General features: G+C 52.5%; 24 protein-coding genes and 2 pseudogenes. 9 read left to right on the top strand and 17 right to left on the bottom strand.

From position 1 onward, the window contains the following. Positions 1 to 66: 66 nt before the first annotated feature. The 6 genes from ACZ5ER_RS08060 to ACZ5ER_RS08035 all read right to left on the bottom strand — a co-directional run bounded on the left by ACZ5ER_RS08060 (position 67) and on the right by ACZ5ER_RS08035 (position 8,134). Positions 67 to 1,248, bottom strand: coding sequence for a V4R domain-containing protein (locus ACZ5ER_RS08060; protein WP_464934194.1), 1,182 nt, complete (start codon positions 1,246 to 1,248; stop codon positions 67 to 69). A 208-nt stretch (positions 1,249 to 1,456) separates the two neighbouring features. Further along, the gene (locus ACZ5ER_RS08055) at positions 1,457 to 2,071 is read right to left on the bottom strand and encodes an HVO_0476 family zinc finger protein (RefSeq protein ID WP_050003431.1); all 615 of its coding nucleotides are present in this window, start codon (positions 2,069 to 2,071) and stop codon (positions 1,457 to 1,459) included. A 53-nt stretch (positions 2,072 to 2,124) separates the two neighbouring features. Next, on the bottom strand, positions 2,125 to 3,942 hold the full coding sequence (locus tag ACZ5ER_RS08050) for a prenyltransferase/squalene oxidase repeat-containing protein (protein WP_464934193.1): 1,818 nt from the start codon (positions 3,940 to 3,942) through the stop codon (positions 2,125 to 2,127). Beyond that, the gene (locus tag ACZ5ER_RS08045; RefSeq protein WP_464934192.1) at positions 3,939 to 4,712 is read right to left on the bottom strand and encodes a hypothetical protein; all 774 of its coding nucleotides are present in this window, start codon (positions 4,710 to 4,712) and stop codon (positions 3,939 to 3,941) included. Before ACZ5ER_RS08045 ends, ACZ5ER_RS08050 begins: the two co-directional genes overlap by 4 nt. A 126-nt stretch (positions 4,713 to 4,838) precedes the next feature. Beyond that, entirely contained in the window at positions 4,839 to 6,140 is a 1,302-nt protein-coding gene (locus ACZ5ER_RS08040; RefSeq protein WP_464934191.1) for an ATP-binding protein, read from the bottom strand. Between the two features lie 98 nt (positions 6,141 to 6,238). Beyond that, positions 6,239 to 8,134 (bottom strand): phosphoadenosine phosphosulfate reductase domain-containing protein, encoded by a 1,896-nt coding sequence (locus ACZ5ER_RS08035; RefSeq protein ID WP_464934190.1) that lies wholly within the window; start codon positions 8,132 to 8,134, stop codon positions 6,239 to 6,241. A gap of 116 nt (positions 8,135 to 8,250) precedes the next feature. On the opposite strand from ACZ5ER_RS08035, the gene ACZ5ER_RS08030 reads away from it, so the two are divergent. Next, positions 8,251 to 8,892 (top strand): alanine--tRNA ligase-related protein, encoded by a 642-nt coding sequence (locus ACZ5ER_RS08030; RefSeq protein WP_464934189.1) that lies wholly within the window; start codon positions 8,251 to 8,253, stop codon positions 8,890 to 8,892. Positions 8,893 to 8,895: 3 nt separating this feature from the next. Here the strand turns inward: ACZ5ER_RS08030 and ACZ5ER_RS08025 are convergent, their stop codons facing one another. Continuing rightward, the gene (locus ACZ5ER_RS08025; protein ID WP_464934188.1) at positions 8,896 to 9,894 is read right to left on the bottom strand and encodes a TIGR01177 family methyltransferase; all 999 of its coding nucleotides are present in this window, start codon (positions 9,892 to 9,894) and stop codon (positions 8,896 to 8,898) included. 193 nt (positions 9,895 to 10,087) lie between these two features. Here ACZ5ER_RS08025 and ACZ5ER_RS08020 point away from each other — a divergent pair, with 193 nt between their 5' ends. From ACZ5ER_RS08020 to ACZ5ER_RS07990, 7 genes and pseudogenes are all read left to right on the top strand, one after another. Next, the gene (locus ACZ5ER_RS08020; RefSeq protein WP_464934187.1) at positions 10,088 to 10,903 is read left to right on the top strand and encodes a hypothetical protein; all 816 of its coding nucleotides are present in this window, start codon (positions 10,088 to 10,090) and stop codon (positions 10,901 to 10,903) included. Between the two features lie 80 nt (positions 10,904 to 10,983). Further along, a pseudogene (locus ACZ5ER_RS08015) lies at positions 10,984 to 11,185 on the top strand (rubrerythrin); the annotation flags it as partial. Between the two features lie 342 nt (positions 11,186 to 11,527). Continuing rightward, positions 11,528 to 11,971 (top strand): tRNA (N6-threonylcarbamoyladenosine(37)-N6)-methyltransferase TrmO, encoded by a 444-nt coding sequence (gene tsaA / locus ACZ5ER_RS08010; protein WP_464934186.1) that lies wholly within the window; start codon positions 11,528 to 11,530, stop codon positions 11,969 to 11,971. Then, positions 11,968 to 13,083, top strand: coding sequence for an iron ABC transporter substrate-binding protein (locus ACZ5ER_RS08005; protein ID WP_464934185.1), 1,116 nt, complete (start codon positions 11,968 to 11,970; stop codon positions 13,081 to 13,083). The genes tsaA and ACZ5ER_RS08005 overlap by 4 nt, the downstream gene beginning before the upstream one ends. Before the next feature lie 6 nt (positions 13,084 to 13,089). Continuing rightward, complete coding sequence (locus ACZ5ER_RS08000; protein WP_050003421.1) at positions 13,090 to 14,124, top strand: FecCD family ABC transporter permease; 1,035 nt, start codon at positions 13,090 to 13,092, stop codon at positions 14,122 to 14,124. Then, the gene (locus ACZ5ER_RS07995; protein ID WP_464934184.1) at positions 14,121 to 14,876 is read left to right on the top strand and encodes an ABC transporter ATP-binding protein; all 756 of its coding nucleotides are present in this window, start codon (positions 14,121 to 14,123) and stop codon (positions 14,874 to 14,876) included. The genes ACZ5ER_RS08000 and ACZ5ER_RS07995 overlap by 4 nt, the downstream gene beginning before the upstream one ends. Positions 14,877 to 14,950: 74 nt before the next feature. Next, a complete protein-coding gene (locus ACZ5ER_RS07990) occupies positions 14,951 to 15,253 on the top strand; it encodes a ferritin family protein (RefSeq protein ID WP_050003419.1) in 303 nt (100 codons plus the stop codon). A gap of 63 nt (positions 15,254 to 15,316) precedes the next feature. Here ACZ5ER_RS07990 and ACZ5ER_RS07985 read toward each other — a convergent pair whose 3' ends face one another. Genes ACZ5ER_RS07985 through ACZ5ER_RS07970 form a run of 4 tightly spaced genes read right to left on the bottom strand, consistent with a single transcriptional unit; the run spans position 15,317 to position 17,190 of the window. After that, positions 15,317 to 15,841, bottom strand: coding sequence for a ferritin family protein (locus ACZ5ER_RS07985; RefSeq protein ID WP_464934183.1), 525 nt, complete (start codon positions 15,839 to 15,841; stop codon positions 15,317 to 15,319). 3 nt (positions 15,842 to 15,844) lie between these two features. Continuing rightward, positions 15,845 to 16,195 carry an iron-sulfur cluster assembly protein gene (locus ACZ5ER_RS07980; protein ID WP_464934182.1) on the bottom strand — a complete coding sequence of 117 codons (351 nt, stop codon included), beginning with the start codon at positions 16,193 to 16,195 and terminating at the stop codon, positions 15,845 to 15,847. A gap of 3 nt (positions 16,196 to 16,198) precedes the next feature. Next, positions 16,199 to 16,558 carry an iron-sulfur cluster assembly protein gene (locus ACZ5ER_RS07975; protein WP_464935161.1) on the bottom strand — a complete coding sequence of 120 codons (360 nt, stop codon included), beginning with the start codon at positions 16,556 to 16,558 and terminating at the stop codon, positions 16,199 to 16,201. 32 nt (positions 16,559 to 16,590) lie between these two features. Next, positions 16,591 to 17,190: a hypothetical protein gene (locus ACZ5ER_RS07970; RefSeq protein WP_144244844.1), complete on the bottom strand. Its 600-nt coding sequence runs from the start codon at positions 17,188 to 17,190 to the stop codon at positions 16,591 to 16,593. Positions 17,191 to 17,263: 73 nt separating this feature from the next. Here ACZ5ER_RS07970 and ACZ5ER_RS07965 point away from each other — a divergent pair, with 73 nt between their 5' ends. Further along, on the top strand, positions 17,264 to 18,247 hold the full coding sequence (locus tag ACZ5ER_RS07965) for a DUF996 domain-containing protein (protein WP_464934181.1): 984 nt from the start codon (positions 17,264 to 17,266) through the stop codon (positions 18,245 to 18,247). Between the two features lie 26 nt (positions 18,248 to 18,273). Here the strand turns inward: ACZ5ER_RS07965 and ACZ5ER_RS07960 are convergent, their stop codons facing one another. From ACZ5ER_RS07960 to ACZ5ER_RS07935, 6 genes and pseudogenes are all read right to left on the bottom strand, one after another. Next, positions 18,274 to 18,621 carry a class II SORL domain-containing protein gene (locus tag ACZ5ER_RS07960; protein WP_464934180.1) on the bottom strand — a complete coding sequence of 116 codons (348 nt, stop codon included), beginning with the start codon at positions 18,619 to 18,621 and terminating at the stop codon, positions 18,274 to 18,276. A gap of 10 nt (positions 18,622 to 18,631) precedes the next feature. Continuing rightward, positions 18,632 to 18,793, bottom strand: coding sequence for a rubredoxin (rd, locus tag ACZ5ER_RS07955; protein WP_050003414.1), 162 nt, complete (start codon positions 18,791 to 18,793; stop codon positions 18,632 to 18,634). Positions 18,794 to 18,872: 79 nt separating this feature from the next. After that, entirely contained in the window at positions 18,873 to 19,388 is a 516-nt protein-coding gene (locus ACZ5ER_RS07950; protein ID WP_464934179.1) for a rubrerythrin family protein, read from the bottom strand. A gap of 132 nt (positions 19,389 to 19,520) precedes the next feature. After that, on the bottom strand, positions 19,521 to 20,750 hold the full coding sequence (locus ACZ5ER_RS07945; protein ID WP_050003412.1) for an FprA family A-type flavoprotein: 1,230 nt from the start codon (positions 20,748 to 20,750) through the stop codon (positions 19,521 to 19,523). Between the two features lie 132 nt (positions 20,751 to 20,882). Then, positions 20,883 to 21,326, bottom strand: a complete 444-nt coding sequence (locus ACZ5ER_RS07940; RefSeq protein WP_464935160.1) for a redoxin domain-containing protein — start codon at positions 21,324 to 21,326, stop codon at positions 20,883 to 20,885. 42 nt (positions 21,327 to 21,368) lie between these two features. Then, positions 21,369 to 22,682, bottom strand: a pseudogene (locus ACZ5ER_RS07935) (RNA-guided endonuclease InsQ/TnpB family protein). Positions 22,683 to 22,800 lie beyond the last annotated feature (118 nt).

Raw genomic sequence — 22,800 nt, 5'->3', positions numbered from 1 at the left:
CTCCGAAACTTCATCGTTCATCCAGTTTTGCGAGGGGAGTTTGGGGGAGAATTTAAAAGGATTTCGCTAGCCGACTTTCCTCAGCACGAACTCGCAGTACCTGGCACCCATCGCCTCACACTTGGTCTCCTCCCCTTCCCAGCGCTCACCCGTGAACTCCGTGAGGAACTGGGCAAGTGCACCTGCGTAGTGGGCGTGGATTGGGTGGGGGTAGCCTTCTCCTCCCGGAAACAGGCTCGTGCCCCGGACTACCACCACGGAGTCCGACAGCTCAACCAGCTCAAGCCGTCCCCCGCCGCTCGCGAGGGTGAACTTGAAGATGTCCTCAAGCGACTTCTTTAGATCTGCCTCATACTTTCTCGCATACTCGCCATAGCCTATAAACTGCTTCTTGCCCCAGGTGTACAGCAGTCCCTTACCCTTCTCCGGCCCGAGGAACCCGTAAATGGTCTCTATAAGGCTCCTTTCAGTTTCTTCATCAACTATCTGAACGCGGTCATTCCCCAGCCAGAGCGTCCCGTTCTTTCCTGCCTTGAGCTGGGCCTTTATCCCCTCAATGCTCTGGTGGTGCTCCTTCATCGAGCATATTCCCCTCTGAGTCCTGATATACGGGACTTTGGGCTCGACAACGCGGAGGGGCTGGAAGGAGCGCTTGACCTTGATTATTCCCCTGGCCACCTCGATTACATAGTCAAAGGGTATCAGCACCGCGGCCAGGTCGGGTTTTTCGAAGACTTCGGTGTTGACCGCTACGAAAGACGCCTTGCCAAAGAACTTTACGGAGTTAATAAGCCTCACTACGGCTTTTATGTACGTCTTGGGGTTCGACTGGAGCGTGTACTGTGAAGTAACATCGTCTATGGCAAGGATATCGTAGTTCTCCTTCTGGAGGATGTCTTTTATGATTGCGGTTGTGATTCCAAGGTCGAGTGGGTTTGGAATGACGTTTTTCCCGCCCTGTCCCCCTGTGCCGTAGAGGTTGGAGTACCCGTCCATTAATGTCAGGGGCCCATCAAGATAAGGCTCGTAGTCAATGCCGTAATTTCTGAGCTCCCTTAGCAACGTCTGTGGGGGCTGTCTGAAGTTGACAAGCAAGACTTTCTTGCCGTCCTTGAGCGCCTCAAGGACTGCCTGGTGCATTAGGATGATATTGTCATACTCGATTGAACCGATGAACGCTACACTTGACCCCTCTTCAACCCCACCGCCCAGCATCTCGTCGAGCTCTCTCAGTCCCAGTGATAACATCGCGACCCCCTGTGACACTTTCAGTGATTGCTTTTATAACCTTTGCGTGTAGTGTCGCAACGGTGTTAAAAATGTTGCATTATGATCTGAGAACAAACAGAAAGCGATAAAAACTGTCAGTAGCGGCCAAGCTCATCATCCCAGAAAGGGTCAGGGAAAGAACGGGGGAAGGACTCCCCGGTTTTCATCACGGGCCACAAACAGACCTTCACTGGGACTCTTTATCATAACCTCTGTATATCTCAAGGCTCCTCCTGGCCCTCGCCCGCGGAATGTGGTGTCCCATGAGGGCGACTATCTTGTCGGCCTGGGCCTTCCCGTGGTGGAGCATCTTCCTCTCGGTCTTAATCTTCTCAATCCTGAAGGTGTAACCGCCGACCTCGACGACCTCGCCGACAGCGAACTCTTCTTCGCGGGGCACCTTAACGCGGAAGGACTGGGTGATGCCTTTGGGCATGTAGATTGACACCTTTATGACCTTCGGGTAGGTTAAGCTCTCGCCCCAGAGGGTCTTAATCTCGCCGACCTTGGCCCTGTTCACCCTCTTGCCCTCTTCGAGCTCAATCCCGGTAATCCTGACCTCGTCGTCTTCGGTCTCAACTATGTCGCCTACGCGAATTTCCTCGCCCTCTGGAAGCTCTGCCTCGCTCTTGAAGCTCCTCTCGTGCTTGCTGACGATGAGAGGAACCTTGACCAGCTTTGGGAGCGTCACGTGCCAGACGTTACCGCACTCGTTACAGCGCAGGGTAAGCTCTCTCCCGCGCTCCTTGATGACCTCAACGTCATCGCTACCGCACTCGGGACAGATGAAGTACTCCTCCATGTCTCTCACCAGAAGGGGAAAAGGGAAGGCGTTTATAAAGGTGGTGCCAAAAATCATATTGCATCCAACAACTCTAAAATTCTAAGGGCAAAGTATGTCTCCTGTAGTCCCCCATGGGAGGTGTCACCCCTATAAAACCTGAAGCCCCCGTATCTGTATTTTAGAGAGCCAACAAATGTTACGATATCATCAACCTTTTCAGGACAACAGTTCATATATGCCAGCGCTTGCACAACCCTGTATGTGTTATAGATGTCCGGCCCGCCCCAGCCCCCATCGTGCATCAGGCTGTTGAGGTACTGGATGGTTTTGTCGTCTCTATAATCATACCCAAGTTCATGAAGCAGTATAACTGCATTCACTGTCTGGAAAAGAGTCAGGGGGGTGCTGTTTGTATATGCTCCAAACGTCCCATTAGGATTTCGCTTTGAGAGTATAACGTTGATTAAATTCTCCTTAGTCCTTGAACTGAAGGTTACCCCAAGCGCGTTTCCAAGCTTAATAAGTGATATCCAGCCTGTATCTGATAGGATCGAGTTGACTCGACTGCGAGAATACAATTCCATTAACCGGACAGTCTCATTTTTCAGGTATTCTTCGTCATCTTGATTCATGCTCATGTTAAGTTCCTTATATGTCAGGTATATAGAATACAGTGGCTCTGGGTCATCTTGGGAATATGGCCACCTGTCGTGGAGGGCTTTTTCTAAGTAGTTCTTTATCTGAGTTCTGTTGATGCTTGTTCCTATTTTCTTGGCAACGTAGACACCCATATGCGTCAATATTGGGCCACCAAACTTCTGGAAGGTAAAGGCAAATCCTCCCAAGGGGCTCTCCCAACTGTGAATAAACCTTATTGTTTTATTGTCAGGCTTTTTCCCTGCCAGTGCAAGTGCCTCTACAGCATAATATGTGCCCTGGAACTCACCGTAGTCCTGTCCAAACAGATTGAACCCACCATTGGGAAGCTCGTGTGATTTAACGTACACATAAATCGCTTCTGAGCTACTGGATTTCATAAAGCCGTTCTTCCTCAAGGCCTGTGCCAACTCCGTAACCAGAAAGAGTGGAGGGTGAGTCATCAGAATGCTGCTAACGTTCCTAGATATGTTTTCTATGAAGGAAATGTCCTCCTTATACTCCCGTGTTGCTGTATAGTTGACTCCGAGCAAATCCATTGCCCTTGTATATCTATTAAACTCTGAAACAAACTTTAACGCTTCGAGCCTATCGCCCTCACGGGGTGGCGTTAAATTCTTAAATTTTGCGAGCTCATACCTTACAGTATCGTTCAAATTGCTGACGTTGTATCCGAGAACGTGGAGTATCTCAATAGCCTGTTCTGTTACATCGAGACCATCGTATACAAAGGCACCGTTTTCCCTTGTGACATTCATAACAAAATCGATGATTTTATCCGGGTCTCTTGGAGTCGAGTTTAACATCACCAAAGTCATAATCCCATGGTATACGTTTTTGAAGCTGTATCTCACCTTTGATGAGTTTCTGAACATGCCATCTTCCTGAGTATGAAGCCAAGCTATGGTTTGAATCCTGTTGGAAGGTGTTTCGTTGATCGTCCTAAGTGCGGCCACAAAGTAATAGGTTGAATGTACATCTGGAGTAATTGTGTCAACAATCTCAGTGAATCCTCCGTCGGGACATTTGGATAGGTTCAACCGCTTAGCCGTGTAATTCATCCATTCATTTCCCAGAAACACTGATAGGTTCAGAGTCCTGCCGGTGCAGTGTAATCTTGAATAAGTTTCTAGCGGATTTGCTCTCTGGGTTGGCTTTTTGTAGTGGTAAATACCAATGGATAACCCTCCAAGGAGAATAAAAATTAAGAGAAGAGAAAGGCTTTTTTTCAATTTCCTTGCCCCCTAACTTTGTATAGGTTGGCACCTTGATCGTAGGATACTGTTCCTCCAAAGTAAAATGAGCTGAGGGTATGATCCTCCACCCTCAGTATTCCCCAAGTTGAAGCGGCCTCTATGCCTGAGAAGTCCTTTCCTATATTATCGGTATCGTGAAGCACCCCCGAATACGTTGCCCTATCAGAGTTCCCGGTAAAACCTGCTCCCAACGGGACCGAGACACTAACACTTATGCCAACGAACTTTAGCTCAACGCCGAGTGAAATAGTCTTTGCGGGATAACTTTGGGACCACCAGTAGTCATAGGGCTCTATCCAGCAGGCACCCGAAGAGAATCCACCAACGCTGACTACTGAGAACTGATCCTTCTCAATGCTAAGAGACGCATATGCAGAAATATATACATCGCCTTTATCGGAAACGCTGAATACTTTTCTTTCCCTATAATCAAAGTCCGGCCCGTAGAACTTAGTGATGCTTTTAGAAGAATAAGATTTAGGGACAGCATTCTCTGTAGAACCACGTCTATGAAGTTCTGTGAAGTACCGGTTGACTGCCATAAAAACGCTCTTCCTGTCCATCCCAGGGGTAACTGGAATCGTGACAATGCCATTCTTCACCGTCACCGGGACGGGCTTTCCATTCACGAGCACATTGTAATTCTGAACATCAGACGGATCTTTGTAAACAGCAGTAGCACTTGCTTCCTGAATAGTTGCCCCGAGGATTAAAATGGCAACAAGCCACACTATATAACTCCGCATTCACCTCCCTCCAGAGGATGGTCAAATAGACTTTACAATTTAAGTATTTAAATCTTTCGTTTTGTAGATATTAATGTGTAAATTTTAAACATTGTTGTAAATATACAATACTAAACAGTAAAATTGCTATCCAAGGAGCCAGCGCCAGAGGGGAACAAAGCGAACCTTCTTCCCGTTGATTTCCTCAACCCCTTCTTCTTCCCACGTTACAACAGTCAGATTCTGACAGTTGAGGGCCTTCGATGCCCTGAAAAGTGCCCTGAGCTCCCTTTCACGAGTTTGTGGTTCATCAAGGGCGTAGCTTACCCGTATCAGCTCTCTGACCTTCCCCCCAAGCGAAACCACGAAGTCCACCTCGCCTCTTTCATCTTCCCAATAATGAACCTCAAGCCTCGGCTCGAAGTAGCTCTTTCTCCTCAGGAGCTCGATGGCAACGATGTTCTCAATCCTGTAACCGGCGTCTTCGACTCCAAGGGCCGTTGCAAGGCCAACGTCCGCTATGTAGAGCTTCGGTTGACTTCTCAACGACTCAACGTCGCTTGGATGGTATTTCTTGACAGGGAGCACGAAGCCGACGTCCTCAAGGTAACTTAGATACTCCGCAAGCGTCGGCCTGCTGACCTTAACGCCAGTTGAAGAGACGAGGGAGTGGAGCTTTCTGAGTGAGGCCTTTCTCGCGAAGTTCCTGGCTAGAACACGTATCAGGGCCTTCAAAGCCGAGACCTTCTCCACTCCATAGCGCTCAACGAGGTCCCTGTAAACTATCAGGTTGAGATACCCCTGGAGGGTTCTAATCTTCAGCAGGGGCGAGTAATCAACGATTCCCGGGAAACCGCCGTACTCAACGTATTCCTCAAGAAGGCGCAGGAGAATTCCACGTTTCCTTTCGGTTAAGGGCTTTCTCAGCTCGAATTCTTTGAATATCAAAAACTCACGGAACGAGAGTGGAAACAGCCGAAAGCCCAGGGTTCTTCCCCGAAGCGAGGTCGCTATTTCACGAGAGAGCAGTTTTGAAGACGAGCCCGTTATGAACACCCTCGCCCTCTTCCCTTCGAGCAGACGCCTTACGAACATCTCCCAGCCCTCAACGACCTGAACCTCGTCGAGGAAGAGGTACATAACATCAGCATCGGGGTTGTGCTTGTAGTAGAGCTGAACTATCGTGGACAGGTCTCTGGCGGAGATTCCAGCGAGCCTCTCGTCTTCGAAGTTTACGTAAAAAATCCGCTCGATTGGGAGGCCGTTCTCAATTAGTTTCCTCATTGCCAGATAGAGGAGATGGGTCTTTCCCGTCCTGCGGAGACCGTAAACAGAAACCGCAACGTCAACGTTAAGGGGGAGGGTTAGTTCCCTCTCCTTGGCCTCTGGAACCCCGAATTCGTGAAACTCGGCTATGACTTCCTCAAGGACTTCCATCGTACCCGCCATGTGTGAAACTCAACTTTCCAAGATTTAAGGATTTTGGTCAACTTGACTTTACCAAATCATGCAAAAATTGTAAAGTAGAGTTTACCAAATTCCCAGCCTCAGAGCTGGCTCCCTTCCTCGGGGTTCTTAATCTTCAGCAACGGGCAGACCTCCATGCACTCCCTGCAGTGGACGCATCTGTCCCAGTCAACGACTATCTTCTTGCTCCTCTCGTCTATGCTGAGCGCTTCTTCGGGGCATTTGCCAACGCAGACGCCGCAGCCGACGCACTCGTAGGCCCTCTTGATGAGGTGGTAGGCGCTGACGGCCTCTCTCTCGTCCGGTGCCTGTGCTTTCCTCGTTCCGGTGAAGAACTCGACTTCGCCTGCCCTTATCACGTCCCCCTCAACGCCCACCTCGCCGAGTATCGGGGCGACTTCAAGCAGGCGCTTCTTGTTGAGGACGGTGTTGAACTCCAGCTCGTAGCCGTCCTCGGTCTCTTCAATTTTAACCTTAACCGGCTCCCACGAGCGCTCCTCCGGAATCTCGACGCCGAGCTTCCTGGCTATGGACTTCTCACCCTTACTCAGCCTCTTCCACCGCCAGAATCCGTAGGTAATCCACTCCTCGGGGAAACCAAAGCGCTTTCTCCAGTGCTCCAAAGCCCTAAACCATTTCTCCCAGAGCTCCGGCTTCTCGCGCTTGAGCCTCTCGAACTCTGCCAGCGACGCGCTCGGACAGAGGAAGCAGCCTATCCTGTCAAAGCCCCTCTCGTAGAGCGGGTTGTACGGGATCTTCCTGCTGAAGATGTAGAGCCAGACCTCTACCGCGCGCCAGTGGAATATCGGCGACGCGCCGATCTCGTTGGGCACCCACTCGTTTCTCCAGACGCGCGGCTGCTTGAAGCGCTTTATGCTTTCGTACTTCCTCTGGCCGACGAACATAAGGACGCCTTTGGGATAGCTCTCCTTTATGGCGAGCGTTATCGGGCCGAGCTTCGTCACCTTACAGCACCAGCGGTAGTCCCTGCCCGGCGGGGAGAAGACGTAGAGAGCCCTCCAGAACGCGTCTCCAGCGTCGGCCACTATGAATCGGATTCCTTTCGGTTCAAGTTCCTTCCTGAGCTTCTCCACGTACTCAACTGTCTCCGGGAACTCTATACCCGTATTGTTGAAGAAGACTGTGAAGTCCCCTCCAAACTCCTCTAAAGCCAAGCCAAGAACCGCCAAGCTGTCCTTTCCGCCGGAGAACGCGACCGCAACGGGAAGCTCCGAGTACCTGTTCGCGACCCGTCTCATGAACTCCCTGCTCTTAACGACCTTGTCCTCAAGCGCTATGCTGTTGGCCCTCAGCACGTCCTCCATCGTGGCCTTCCTGCCCTCGCGGTAGTTGACCTTTTTCTGCCTCTTCGGTTTTACACCCGTCCCGCGCTCGCCTCTCATCAGGGCCTCATAGTCCTTCTTCGCTATCCCTGTCGCAAAGACCTCGCCGTCCTCGGAAACGAGGATTACCTCGTCGTTCACCCTTATGCTCGGCTCCGCCTCAAGGACCCCGACTGCCATCAAGTTAGCGCCCTTCTTTATCGGCTCGACGGCGCCTTTGTCCACGATTATCCACTTCTTCATCTCCTTCCCGAAGCGCTTCCAGAGAGCTATCGCTCCTTCGACCTTCAGGCCAGCCCGCCAGCGGAGCTCAATGGGGTTGAACTTGACGTAGCCGAAGACGTAGCCGTCAACTATGATTTCGTAGGCGTCGTCCTCGCTGGGAAGCTTGTTGAGCAGGACAACCTTTCCGTCGAGGACTTCACCGATGTCGACGCCGTAGTGCTCCTTGAAGACGGAGCGTATGAACTCGATGTCCTTCTCAAAGGCGAACCTGAGGTCGCCTGGGGGCGTGATGTCCAGCCTGAACACTCTCTCCTTTCCATGAACGGCACAGCTATCGCCGATGAGCGGGACGTTGCACTCCTCACACCAGTTTATGTAAGCCTTACCCAGGAAGACGGGCCTCCCCATTTTCTCTCACCTGAGGCGGGAAAGGTGGAGGGGTTTATAAACCCGGTGGAAGGGCATGGGAGCGGGGTTTCGATACCCATTTAAACTTCCCTGTGCCCCATTCTATGGTGATTTGAATGACACGCAAGCTCTACTACGAGGACGCATACCTCAAAGAAGCGAGGGCAAGAGTCCTGGAAATCAGGGACAACGCCCTTCTCCTCGACCAGACAATCTTCTATCCGACCGGCGGCGGACAGCCCCACGACAGGGGGACGATAAACGGCGTAGAGGTTCTGGACGTCTACAAGGACGAGGCCGGAAACGTCTGGCACGTCGTCGCCGAGCCCGAGAAGTTCAGGTCGGGGGACGAGGTCGAGCTCAAGATAGACTGGGACTACAGGTACAAACTCATGAGAATCCACACCGCGATGCACCTCCTTGAGCACGTCCTCAACGTCGTCCTGCCCGAGAAGTGGGAGCCCTACGGAAGCGGAATGAGCGCAGAGAAGGGCAGGCTGGATATCGTTTATCCCGAGAACGTGAACAAGTGGAAGCAGGAGATTATTGAGACCTTCAACAGGCTCGTGGACGAAGGCGGAGAGGTAAAGATATGGTGGGAAGGCGAGACAAGGCTCACACAGATAAGGGACTTTGAGGTAATCCCCTGCGGCGGCACCCACGTGAGGGACATAAAGGAAATCGGCCACCTCAAGAAGCTCAAGCGCTCCAGCCTCGGGAAAGGAAAGCAGAGGCTGGAGATTTGGCTTGAGGACTGAGCTTTATTCTTTTTCAAACACGTAGAAGTACCTCTCAAGGCTCTTGTGCACGCGCTGGTAGTAGCGCCCCAGCATTCTGAACCCGACTTTCTCCGCCTCGCTCTTTCCGTCGAAGCTCGTCGGGAAGGCTATCGCCAGCCTGCCGCCGTCTTCGAGGACGTTGTAGATGCAGCTCAGCACTTCCCCATACAGTTCGTCCCTTTTCCTTCCCGCGAGCGTCGCGGCGGTTCCGTAGGGTGGGTCAGTGGCAACTGCCTCGAACTTCTTGCCTGGGAACAGCTCCTCAAGCCTCGTGGCGTCGCCGAGCTTTAACTCGTAGTCCTTCACGCCGTAGTGCCTGAGGTTCGTCTCGGCCCCTTCCACCATCTCGGGCTTTATGTCCACGCCGTAGACCTTGAGCCCCAGCAGGCCCGCTTCAATCAGTATCCCGCCGGCGCCCATCATGGGGTCGAGGATTTCCCGTGTTGCCTTAGTGAGGTTTACCAGCGCCCTCGAAACGCGCGGGTGGAGCGAAATCGGCCTGAAGAACGGCCTGTTGTGGGCCTTTCTCCGCTCAAAGTCCTTGGGGTCGAAGAAGCGGTATCTTATTCCAGCGTAGACCCTCTCGCCGCAGTAGACCCTTACAAGCGTATCGGGCTTTGAGAGGTTCACTTTGAAGCCCTGCGAGTGAATGATCGCGCCGAGCTTCCGGGGAAGGTCAAGGACGTCGTGCCTGCAGTTGGCCATCGTCTCGGTATCGACCTTAAACGCCCCCTTAATCGGCCAATCCACTTCTTCAGCCTTCTGGAGGAGCTCTTCAATGGACTCGGCCTCGACTATCAGCTCCCCGTACTCGTGGGCGAGGCCGAGACGGTCGAGGTAGGGGAACGCATCTTCGCCGGCCTCAACCTTTAGAAAGAGGTAGTCCTGCCCGACTATCTCGCCCCCCGCCAGCTCAAGCATGGCCTTCGCTTCGTCCCTTGCCATCTCTGGAAGGTTTCCCAGTATCTCCACGTAGAGCATGGTTTTGGGTTGTGGCCCCCCGTTAAAAGAGTTTGCCCTTCCCGCATGGGAGTTGCTGGCGGGATAACTTTTCAAATTGCCTGCCTACGGGCGCGGGCGCTAGTTCGGCTTTTCTAATAACTTTCTATGACCAGAACAGCGCTCCGGTATGCTTAGATAGTGATAAGATGAAAATTTTAACCGGTGATTCCACATGAAGAGGGCCCTCGTTACTCTCACACCGTCCGAGAGCAAGCGCCTGATTGCCAAAGCAGTTGTGGCGATGCCCGAAGTCCAGCACGCGCTCAAGCACGGCTTCGTTTACATAGCAACGGGCACGACAGCGGCCTACATTGCTGAGGAGATACTCGGGGAGAAACTGGAGAAGGAGAAGTGGACGGTCGGAACTATAAGCAGGGGGAGAACCTGTGTAACCGCGAAGAAGACGTGGCCAAAGCACCTCGTCCTCCACAAGGGTAAGCCCTTCGAGGGCGAGCCCGTCGAGGCGCTCAGGGAAATGGGACGGGAGGACGTCTTCATCAAGGGCGCAAACGCGATTGACATCAACTGGAACGTTGCGGTCTTTGCCGCGGCCCCCGACGGAGGGACTATCGGCAGGACTTTCGGCTGGACGATAACCAAGGGCGTCTTTACGATAACGCCCATAAGCCTTGAGAAGTTCGTGCCGACCCCTGTTGAGGAGAGCGCCAAGCTCACGGGAATTTACTCATTCGACTGGGGAACCGGCCTCTACGCGGCCCTTGTGCCGATACCGCACGCCCACCCCGTGACGGAAGTCGAGGCTTACAGGATACTGGCGGGTGTCGAGGCGATACCGATAGCCGCTGGCGGTGCCGGTGGTGCGGAGGGCAGCGTGACGCTCGTCCTTGAAGGCGAGGACGATGACATGGAGAAAGCCAGAGAGATAACAAAGGCCGTCAAGGGCGAACCCCCGCTGAAGCCGTACACCGAGGACTGCTCCATCTGCCCGTTCGCGAAGATATGCGGCGTCGGAAGTGGGGCGTTTTAAACTTTCATTTTTAGATTTGGCCACCCTAACGGTGGGGAGTTTTCCTGCATTCAGTGTCTCTTTGGTGATGAAGACTTGACAGCGAGGTTGATGCCGTCAGAATAGGCATGGAGCGGGAGAAGCTCACCTGGGAGCTGTGAGAAAGCGGCGAAGGAAGCGGGGCACGAGTCCGTTAGGGGAATCTTCGAGGAGCTAGCAAAGATAGAGAAGGCCTAGTACGACTCGGTGATGAAGACGGGGATATGGATGGACTACCAGGACTTCAGCCTTGAGGTGGACTGATGGACTAATTGAATCCCCCATCAACTATTTTTGTATTTGATACTGGGCAATGTCTCCCGGCGTGGGCCGGGAGAAATAAATGCCGTTCCGGTTTTTGTCGATCCCAGAGTTCGTGCCATCAGCCAACATTTTAACCTTTGGTTGATAACACTAATATTCGGAAAGCGTTTAAAGCGTGCTATCATATTTAGAATTGGTAATACAATGCTAACCCTTAACCGACTGGTCAAGGAGGGTAAAGTGGAGAAGATACTCCAATACGCGAGGGAGTTTCGCGAGCAGGTAGACCCCCATACCACGCGGTGATTGGACGGGGAATCGTTAAAGTCGGAGGGTCTGGCAATGGAGCTTAACCTCAGGCCAATTGGGGTGATACGGTCACCCTACAAGACTCCATCTGAGTGTCCCAGACAGGGAAGGCTCTCGGATGAAGTGTCTGTGGTGGAGGTCTTTCCCGAGTTCGAAGAGGGCTTGAAGGACATAGAAACCTGCACGCACCTGATAATCCTGTACTGGCTTGACCGGGCCAGAAAGAACGTTTTAACAGCCATTCCGCCGCACGACGGCAGGGAGCACGGAGTTTTTGCGACCCGCTCCCCCCACAGGCCGAACCCGATAGGGTTCGCCGTTGTGGAGCTCCTGGAACGGAGGGGCAGGGAGCTTGTTGTGAAGTGGCTCGACGCCGTGGATGGGACTCTCGTGCTTGATATCAAGCCGTATTCTTCCGCCATAGACTGCGTGGAGAACGCAAAAGTTGGGTGGTTCGAGGAGGTGAATAGAAAATGAAGAGGGTTCTCTTGAAAGTCCTCTCGCTCGTGGTCTTGCTTGTCCTCGTGTCCGGCTGTCTGCAGGGTCAGACCACGGGGAAAGCTACGATGGTCGTGAAAGACCTCGCCGGCAGGGAAGTGGCCGTTCCAGAGAACGTTGAGAGGGTGGTAGCAGCTGGCCCCGGCGCCCTGAGGATTATGGTCTACCTCAACGCGACGGACATGGTAGTGGGTGTCGAGGACTTTGAAAAGCAACACCCTGGGGGCAGGCCCTACATTATGGCCCACCCTGAGCTCAAGGAGCTTCCGAGCATAGGCCCCGGCGGGCCGGGAAAGCTTCCCGATCTTGAGGCCTTGATAGAACTCAAACCAGACGTCATCTTCATGACTTATGTTGATGCCAAGACCGCCCAGGACATACAGGAGAAAACCGGAATTCCAGTCGTGGTGCTCAGCTACGGGGAGCTGACGAGCTTCGAGGACGAAAAGCTCTTCGAGTCCCTTGGACTGGCCGGGAAGATTTTGAAAAAGGAAGACCGGGCGCGGGAGGTCATTGACTTCATAAAGTCGGTTCAGGAGGACCTCCTCAGGAGGACGGAAAATGCAGAGAGCCCGAGCGTTTACGTTGGTGGAATAGGCTACAGAGGGGCCCATGGGATAGAGAGCACGAAGGCCAAATATCCCCCCTTCGTCGTGCTCCGCGCGAAAAACGTCGCCGACGAGCTTGGAGAGGGCCACAAGTTCATAGACAAAGAGAAGCTCCTGGAGTGGGACCCGGATTACATCTTCATTGACGAGGGAGGACTAAAGCTGGTGCTCGATGACTACAAGAAGAACCCAGAGTTTTATGAGTCCCTGAAGGCTGTAAAAAACGGCAACGTTTACGGAGTCCTGCCGTACAACTACTACTCCACGAACATCGGCACAGCAATGGCGGACGCGTACTTCATCGGGAAGGTTCTCTACCCGGAGCGCTTTGAGGACGTTGACCCTGTTCAGAAGGCAAACGAGATATACGAGTTCCTCGTCGGCAGGCCCGTTTATGAAGAACTTGCCAGGCAGTTCGGCGGGTTTAAAAAGATAGACCTCTCCACAGAGGAAGCGGAAAACTCACTACCGACTTCGCCGTGATGTGGTATGGAGTACGAAAGGTACGTTGCAACCAGGATTGGGGCGGGAATCTTCCTCTTAGCCCTCATATTTTTGGTTAGCGTGTTCTCCATCTCCCACGGGGGTTATTCCCTTTCGATGGGGGAGGTCTTCCGAGCACTGATCTGGGGAGGCGACTACAGGACCCACATGGTAATCTGGAACATCCGCCTCCCAAGGGTGCTTGCCGGAATCCTCGTGGGCGCTTCGCTGTCAATCTCTGGGGCCGTTATGCAGGGCTTCCTTAGGAACCCCCTCGCGAGCCCGTTCACTATGGGGGTCTCCCACGGGGCCATGTTCGGGGCTTCCATTGCTATCCTGCTCGGGGCCGGCTATTCCGAGAGCTCGGGGAGAATATTCGTGGACAATCCCTATTCCGTTGTGCTCTTCGCGTTCATCGGGGCAATGAGCGCTGCAACCACAATCCTGCTCCTGGCGAGGCTTAAGGGGCTGAGCCCTGAAGCAATAATCCTCTCCGGAATCGCGATGAGCTCGCTTTTCACGGCCTTAACAACCCTCGTGCAGTACTTTGCAGACGAGCTCCAGCTCGCCGCGATGGTCTACTGGAGCTTCGGAGACCTCGGAAGGGCGACTTGGAGGGAAGACCTCATACTCGGGGCGAGCTTCGCGGTGGTCTTCGCTTACTTTGTCATGAAGAGGTGGGATCTGAACGCCTCGGCCCTCGGAGATGAGGTCGCAAAATCCGTCGGCGTCGAAGTTGAGAGGACGAGAATAATTTCGACGTTTCTTGCGACGTTTTTGACGGCCGTAAGCGTCTCCTTTGTTGGTGTTATCGGCTTCGTCGGACTTGTGGCGCCCCACGCTGTCAGGCTTATCTTTGGAGGAGACTACAGGTTCCTGATACCTCTCTCCGCCTTGATGGGTGCCCTCCTGCTCCTTACCGCGGACACAGTTGCGAGGCTTCTCTTTTCGCCGATAGTTCTGCCGGTTGGCGTTGTAACGTCGTTCCTAGGAGCTCCGATGTTTATCTACCTACTGGTGCGCATGGAGGGAGGCAGATGAAAGTTCTGAAGGTTAAAAACCTGAATTTTGGCTATAACGGCTCACAGATACTGCACAACGTCTCCTTGGAGGTGGAGAGGGGAGAGCTGGTGGCGATACTGGGGCCGAACGGTGCCGGGAAGAGCACCCTCATGAAGTGCCTCGCCGGAGTTTTCAAGTGTAATGGAGTGGAGGTTTTTGAAAAGCCCATAAACGAGTACTCTCGCGAGGAGCTCGCGAGAATCATCGGCTACGTGCCTCAGGCCATTGTCCCCGGCTTCATGAGGGTATTTGACACGGTTCTGCTGGGCAGGAGGCCCCACATGGGCTTGAAGCCTTCAAAAAAGGACATTGAGGCCGTTAAATCCACTCTAAAAATGCTGAAAATCGACCACCTGGCCCTGAAACCCATCAACAGGCTCAGCGGGGGAGAACTGCAGAAGGTGAACATAGCAAGGGCGCTCGCGCAGGAACCTGAGATACTCCTGATGGACGAGCCTACCAACAACCTCGACCTGAGGAGCCAGGTGGAAGTGATGAAAATAGCGCGGGAGTTCGTTGAGTCTGGCAAAACGGCCGTGATTATAATGCACGACGTCAACCTGGCGCTGCGCTTCGCGGACAGGTTTGTATTTATGAAAGGCGGCAGGATAATAAAAGATGGCGGCAGAAACGTCCTCACTCCGGGGCTTTTTGAGGAAGTTTATGGGGTCGGGGGCGTCATTGCGGAAGTTCAGGGCGTCCCTGTGGTGGTTCCGGACTTGGTGGACTGACGCACGGGAAGTTCCTCAAAAACGACCCCCTAAAAGGTTATTAACACTGGAGTGTACTGTACACCGGTGATACCATGCTTGCGAAATACCCGTTTGAGATTCCGAAGGATAGACCCCTCTCAAAGAGGGAAATCGCCCAGGCCCTGCGCTGGGCCATCGAGGCCGAGCTCGATGCCATAAACTTCTACGAACAGCTTGCCGAGCACATTGAGGACGAGAGGATAAAGCACGTATTCTACGACGTTGCCAACGAGGAGAAGGAGCACTTTGGGGAGTTCCTCGCGGCTCTCTTTGAGGTTGACAAGGAGCTTGCGAAGTACATGAAAGAGGGCTTTGAAGAAGTCGAGGAAGAGACAGGCATAAAGGTCGAACTCTGAGCTTTTCTCTTTCCCGCCCTTTCTACTGTCCTCGGTTTCTTAGTGACAAAAAGGGAAAGTAACTCACGGCCCAACGTGCATCATCTGGCTGTACATCTCCCAGTCGAGCAGGAGCTCGTACTCGGCCTTGAGCGTGTAGTAGTGGCCCCATTCCATGTCGCTGAGGTAGCGCATGAGCCTCTTCTTGTCCTCGCCTTCGACCATGTTCTCAAGCTCGGCGTAGAACTTCGCCGCCATCTCCTCAGCCTTCATGGCCCAGCGGATTAGGTCTATTATGTCCTGAACGCCCTGGAGTTCGCGGGCAACGGGCTTGAGCTCAGGTCCGATGTGCTCCTCCGGAAAAACGACCTCTTTACCTGGGAACATCTTGGCATAAATCTTCCTCAGGAGCTCCTCGTGCTTCTTCTCTTCCCCTGCGAGCCAGCTTATCTTTCTCTTCAGCTCCTCTATATCAGCCCTCTGGGCGAGGCTTTCGTAGAACTCCCTTGAGCCAATCTCGGCCTTTATGGCCATTCCGAGAAGCTCATCAAGGGAGAAGTCCTTTATCCTTTCGAGGGGAAGCCCCTCGTCAAGTTCGGGCGGAACCATAAATCATCCCCCCGCAAGCAGCAGTCCAAGTTCATTGTAGACTCTTATTCTATTAAACCCTTCCGCTTTCAGGACATCCACGATATCCCGCAGTATTTTGTTCTGGACGTTTACGGCCAGCATCTGGCAGAAATGGCAGTGTGGGGTTGAGCGGGCCATCAAAAGAAACACTTCGACTTCCTTTTCCTTCACGGTTAGCCCGTAGAGGAGCCCTTCATCAGCTATGTTGAGCCCCGTTTCAGGGTCTTGAACCCTTTTTAGAACCTCTACTACCCTCAAGACTTCAAGAGGAAGGCCCTTTTTGGGCCCCTCCGTAGGCCTCTTTTCTGGTTTAAAAATTTCGAGAAGTCCCAAGGCTCAGACCCTCTCAGTGCTGATGTCATCAGCAGTGTAGCCCTTCTTGTTTTCAAAAACTCCGACCGGGTTGTTCTTGAGGTCGTAGACGTAGACGTTCTGGAACTTCACAAGGGCGAAGCGCTCCATTATGTCCCCGATTATTTTGGAGTACGCGATGGGGCTCTCTCCGATGATGTTGTATTCCGCGTGGCTCTCAAAGCGGAGCCAGATTTTTAGGGTATCCTCGGTAACCTCAAGGCCCGCCACAACGCCGGAGTCGAGGATGTCTCCCCCGGTAACGGGGTCGGTTATCTTCCTCAGCTCCTCGATGACGGCCTTGTAGTGCTCGGGCCACTCCCTATCCGGGCTGTAAACTTTCATTTTTCTCACCGTTTTAACGTCTGAATGGCCAGTTATAAGCCTTCCTGGGCAAATTTGAGAACCCTTGCCGCTGGATATGAAAGAGTCAACGAGGCCATCCACAGCAACACTGAGGCAGTGTAGAGCATAATCGCGGGTAAGGAATGCGGATAGAGAGCGTTTACGGTCGTGAAAGCTACAAGAAGCCAAGCAGAAAGCCTTGCCATTGTGGCAGCTTTTATTGGCGAATTTGAATAAAAGGCCACGGCGTCCATCAAGAGAAGCAGAGAAATGTCAGAGAACATCAAAACAATGTATGTTTTTGGATCGTCGCTGATGCCAGCGGAGAGGACAACCAGACCGGTTTGGAAAAGCATTTCAAGCTTTGCTCCAACGAGGCCACTCATCGAGAGGGCATAGACTATCAACGCAGGACCGAGGATAACGAGTATCCTTAAATCAAGACCAGCGAGGCCTCCAACGAACCCCAGAGATGTCATGAGACCTCCTAAAAGGATTAACCAGGATAGTTTTTCCTTTCCGAGTCTGTATCGTTCCACAAGCCTCGTTAAGTGCCATGTGAGAAAAATTCCCACCAGCACAAGAGAGCCATTAACGGCCATTACAAGGGTATACGAATCCATAGTTCTCAACCATAGAACTTAGAAGGCAGGGGATATAAACCTTGCCCAAAAGCTTTAAGTGTTAAAACTCAAAGTTTTATTGGTGATATTAGTGACAGTTAAAGGAAAGTTTGCTCCGGTTGGTGGCAGGGAATACCTGCTCGCCGGGAGTCTGCTGATGACGCTGTCCAATCTCTTAGGCCTTTTCTCGCCTATAGCCTTTGGGCTCGGGCTCGTGGTTTACCTGATTGGTCTCTACCTCTGGAGCGTGGACGTTGACTCGAGGCCCCTGAAGCTGTTCCTGCTTGAGACGGCTCTATTCCTAGTTGCCATCTTCCTCCTCAGCTGGAGCCCGAAGTGGGTCCTACTCAAACCCTCGTGGAACATTTACAAGCTCATTAACTTACTAGCGCCGGCGTATCCTGCCTTTGTTGCCAGCGCCCTCCTGTACAGGCTCAGGATGGGGTTGTTTGCAAAATCGACCGGCGAGCTGAACTTCAACCTCGCCGGAAACATATACCTCATAGGCACCCTCCTCTTTCCCGTCCTGGTTGGCGTCGTTTTGATGAACATCGCCCGCCTCGTCGAGGCGTATTCCTACTGGAAGCTCCCCGCGGCGGCAAAAAGGAACGTCGCCTTCAACTTCCCACCGAGGAAATCACTCGCAGTTCTCGTAGCTTCCCTGATTCTCTCACCGGTTCTCTTCAACGTTCCCTTCCCGAACTACGACGGCTCGGCGCGCTCAAATGGTGTTGCCGTTTACTGGAGTACATCTGGTTCCCCTGCGGTCGTGGACGTTCTCATCAAGGTTCCCGGGAACTTCTGCGGGGCCGGGGTTTACGTTGATGGCATTAAAGTTGGGCAAAAGTACGAGTCAATGACATTCTGGGGCCCGTTTCAGTCCATCCTCGCCCTCTCCGGCGACGAGGTTATAAGGTACCACATAGAGCTCTTCAAGAGCCCTGAAAACGTGACGGTTATGGTATGCGTACGAAACGTCAAGTACGTGCACACCCTAGAAGGCTACGCTCAGGAATGGGTCGAGGACTGGAAAAACATGACGTTCCAGCTCTCGGGAGAAAAATAACGGGGGTTGGGGCAGAAACGAAAAGCTCACTCGAGCGCGACCTCGTTCTCCCAGAGGCCGTGGATGTTGCAGTAGCTGAGCGCGTAGAGCTTGCCCTTCTTCTGGGTCTTGAAGAAGAAGACCGCCCTCGGCTCGGTCAGCGGGTCGCTGTGGTTTGTAAACTCGGTCCTGCCGACGAGAATCGGGAAGTTGCCGTCCTCGGGGTGGAACCAGAGCTCAATCCACGCTATGTGGTGCTCTGGGGTATTTGGGTGCGGTATCTCCTTGCCCACGCTGACTTCGACCTTAACGAGGTCGCCTTCCTTCTTGTACTCTATAACGGGGACGTGCTTCTCCCCCTTCCAGTCTCCACTCTTTACCGTTCCGCTAAGCATCTCAACCACCTCACTCTATCTTTTCAAACTGGTCCTTGGGCGCACCGCAGAGCGGGCAGACCCAATCCTCGGGAAGGTCTTCAAACCTGGTTCCGGGCTCTATCCCGTTGTCCGGGTCGCCCTCGTCCTCATCGTAGATGTAACCACAAACTGTGCACTTCCACTTCGCCATTTCTTTCACCGTCTTAATATTATCAGTCCGACCTTATAAGGTTTGTGGTTCAAACTTAAAAGGTAGAAAAGCGAAAGGTTTACTCAAAGACCACGAACTTATCTCTTGGGACACCGCATACTGGGCACTTCTCGGGTGCCTCATCAACGGCTGTATATCCACAGACCGGACAGATATAGACCCTCTTTATCTCCATGTCCTTTCCGCTCTCGGCGAGCTCCTTGGCCTTCTTGTAGAGCTCGGCGTGTATCTTTTCCGCCTCCAAGGCGTAGTGGGTCGTCCTTACAGCGTCCTTCTCGCCCTGGAACTCGGCGGCGTTCTTGAAGACTGGGTACATCTCCTCGACTTCATAGGTCTCCCCCTCTATACCCACCTGCAGGTTCTCCGGGGTCTTGCCGAGGTTTCCGAGGGCTATGAAGTGGTTCTTGGCGTGAACAAATTCAGCGTGAGCGATGGCCCTGAAGAGCTTGGCTATGTTGGGGAAGCCCTCCTTCTCAGCCTGCTCTGCGAAAATCAGGTACTTCATATGCGCCATGCTTTCGCCGGCAAAAGCGTCTTCCAGAAACTTGCGGGTCATTTTCTTTTCAATTACCATATCTAGCACCTACAAACGTTGTTGCATTAATACCTAGGCATTAAAGTATATAATGATTTCTAGAATTGAAAGCTTAAAGATAGTATTCTCACGCTTCCTATGACCACCCCGCACTTCTTAAAAGAGAAAAGTTCAGGAGAGCCACGCCACGAGCTTCCTAACTGCCTCCCTGAGCTTCTCTTCGTCCTCAGGCCCGGGAGCGCCTTTGCTTTCGACGGTGTCAACGTGGTCGAACTTGCTGCGGGTTATGAGGGTCTCTATCTTCCTTCCGGCGACGCCGCCCCAGCCGAAGGCGCCGACGATAAGAACTGGTTTCTCGTAGTTGGCCTTGTCCACAATCTCGTAGAGGGCATACCTTATGCGCGGGTGTATCTCGGCCTCGTAGGTGGAAGCGCCGATTATCAGGGCCTCGCTGTCCGGGACTTCTCCGAGTATGTGGCTAACGGCCGGCGCTTCCTTGTCGGTGAACCTGTAGACCACCGGGTTGTAGCCGTGCTTCTTGAGCTCGTCTATCACGATTTCCATCCTCTTCTCGACGAAGCCGTACATGGAGTCGTAGATGACGAGAACCTTGCCCTTCTTGACCTTTCCGGCTCCGACTGCCTCATAGTACTCGAATATCCTGGCCGGGTTCTTTCTCCATATAAGCCCATGGCCGGGAAGTATCATCTTGGCATTATCAATTATTCCTAGGTTTCTCAGCTTTTTGATATTCTGGACTATGTACTTGTGGTAATGGCCGATGACGGTGACTATGTACTTGGTCACGTGCGGAAGGTACTTCTGAACTACCTCTTCATCGCTGTCATCAATAGTTTCTGGGATTCCGTAGCCACCGCCGGCGTCGCAGGAGAAGATCAGCTTATCCTCGACCACGTAGGTAATCATCGTGTCGGGCCAGTGGAGCCAGGGGACGGTTATGAAGCGGAAGGTTCTCCTGCCGATCTGGAGCTCCTCACCGTCCTTGACGATCTTGAAGTTCTCGACGACTTCCTTCCCGTAGAAGCCCTCAAGGAGGTTTCTAGCAAAGGCTGTCCCTATTATCTGTGCCCTGTACCCGTTGGCATCAAGAACCTTCGGGAGGGCACCGCTGTGGTCAGGTTCCGTGTGGTGGACTATTATGTGGGTTATCTCTTCGGGATTGACGAGCTCTTTGAGCTTTTCGAGGAAGAGGTCAGCGTACTCGGCCTTTGTCACATCGAACAGAACAACCGCGTCCTTCAGCTTCATCAGATAGGAGTTGTAGGTTATGCCCTCTGGGATATCCCAAGTGGCCTCAAAGTACTTAATACGGTCGTCGTCAACCCTTATGATGTAAAGTTCTGGCTCCTCAAGAAGTCTTTCAACCCTAACTGCGGGCATTTCTATCCCCGAACCTATTTGGTGCGAAGACGTAAATAAGGTTTTCTAAACCAAGAGTTGTGGACAGAACTGGGAGCCGGAGAACACGCCATGGCTCTCTGGTTCTGACATAAATAGAATGGAAAACGGCGGTCATGCCTTTAGGAGCTTGAAAATTTCTTCCAGGTCTGGAAGCTCCCTTGTCGGGTATGCCTTGAAAAAGGCAACCTTCCCTTCCTCGTCTACGAGGATGTTTGCCCTCTCCGAAAAGCATTCCTTTTCGCAGAAGATGCCGTACAGCTTCGCAACTTCTCCGCGTGGCCAGAAGTCGCTCAGAATCCTGAGCTTCTTGAGCCCAATGTGCTCAGCCCAGGCTTTCTTGCTCGGCGCAGGGTCGACGCTTATGCCGACGGGAACGACGTCAAGGGCCTCAAAGCGCTCGCAGTTCTCTTCGAGGGCTTTCATCAGCTTCTCGCACACGCTCGTCCAGGCAAGCAGGTGGAAGGACAGCAGGACTTTCTTTCCCCTGAAATCGCTCAGTCTGAACTCTTCACCGTTCTGGTCCTTCAGGACTAAATCGGAGGCTTTTTCTCCAATCTCCCTGACCTTCTCCCCAGCTAAGGCGAGGGTTCCAACGAGTTAACCCCTCGCCAGTGATGGGGAGGTTCGAGGGGTTCTCATTAGGGCAACCCTTGAAAAGGGTTCTTCGAACCCCTCGGGGAGGGTCTTCCCCCCGTTACCCCCCTCTGAGCATAAAGCCCGCCCAGATTCGGGGTTATGGTCCTCACAACCTTCCTCAAAATGTTAAACGCTCCAACCAAATCCGCGTTAAAGACAAGCCCCGTCGCGGGACACTCAAACAAACCCCTAACAAACCTCGCCCCCTCGTGAGGCTTCCCGCAAACGGGGCAAACCTTAGAAGTGAAAGCCTCATCAACAACCAAAACCTCAATACCATACTCCTCAGCAACTTCCCTAAGACGCTTAATAACCGTATTGAACCGCCAAACGTGAGAAAGGAGAAAATTCTGCCTTTTGCCCCTATCAGAGTTCCGAGCTATGCCCTTAGGATAACCCACCACAATCTTGGAAACGCCAAGCTCATAAAGCTTCCTGACAGTTCCTCTTACGGTAGTGTTTATGTAGTGCTTGGCTTGAAGTTTCGCTTTATCGTGCATTCTTTTAAGCCTTCTACTCGTTTTAACTCCGCTCTTGTTGAGTTTTGACTGGTAGTCAGCAATTTTTCTCCTCCAGTAAAAAGCAATGCGCTTCAGCGGCCTTCCATTCACGAGGAAGCTTTCCCCGTTTTCCACATAAACAGCCATTAGATTGTTTACTCCAAGGTCAATTCCCGCCGAGAGGCTTCCTCTTGGCGTTCTCGGAACGTTCACCCATTCAGTGTTTTCAAGTTTTTCCTCGACAGTAAGGCTAACGTGAGCATACCATTTCCGCTTAACGGGGTCGTAGGTTATCTCTAACCGCCCCTGCTTGCCCTTCAGGTGAACTCTACCCTTGAACTGGACTTCGAGGCGTTTAAACTTGCCGAGGCCTTTTAAGATTAGTTTATTGCCCTCAATCTTATATTGGTCGTTTCTCAGGACGATTAAGGGTTTTCTCCTTCCCTCTTCTTTCAAGTAGTTTGGTGGTTTTGGTTTGAGCCAGTTGGGGAGTTCTCCATTCCTCTTCTTCCTCAGGAGTGAGAAGAACGAACGCCACGCTTCAGCGTTTTTGCGAGAAATTTGTTGGACTGTGGCGGAGCCGATTTCTCGTTTAAACTCTTCGTAAACGGTTTTTTTCTGTGCTGTTGAAGTCCACGATTTTGTGTTGGAAGAATTCTTGTCGCCTCAAGTAGTTTACTCGGTTCCAGGCTTTGGCTCCTGAATCGGCTAACTGGTGGAGGATTTTTGCTTGTTCTTTAGAGGGCTGGAGTTTTACTGTTACTGAGCGCTTCATATCAAGGCATGGTATAAATTTTAGGCTTTAAAATAGTTTTGCCTTCCTGTTTAAAGGCCGGTTGGGTGGTTTACTGCATCCCCGCCGTGAACGGCAAGACTTGAGAAAGAAAAAAGTA

The sequence above is a fragment of the Thermococcus marinus genome, assembly GCF_055389025.1.
Note: the sequence above shows the minus strand (reverse complement) of the source record. Positions and strands in the feature narration are given on the sequence as shown.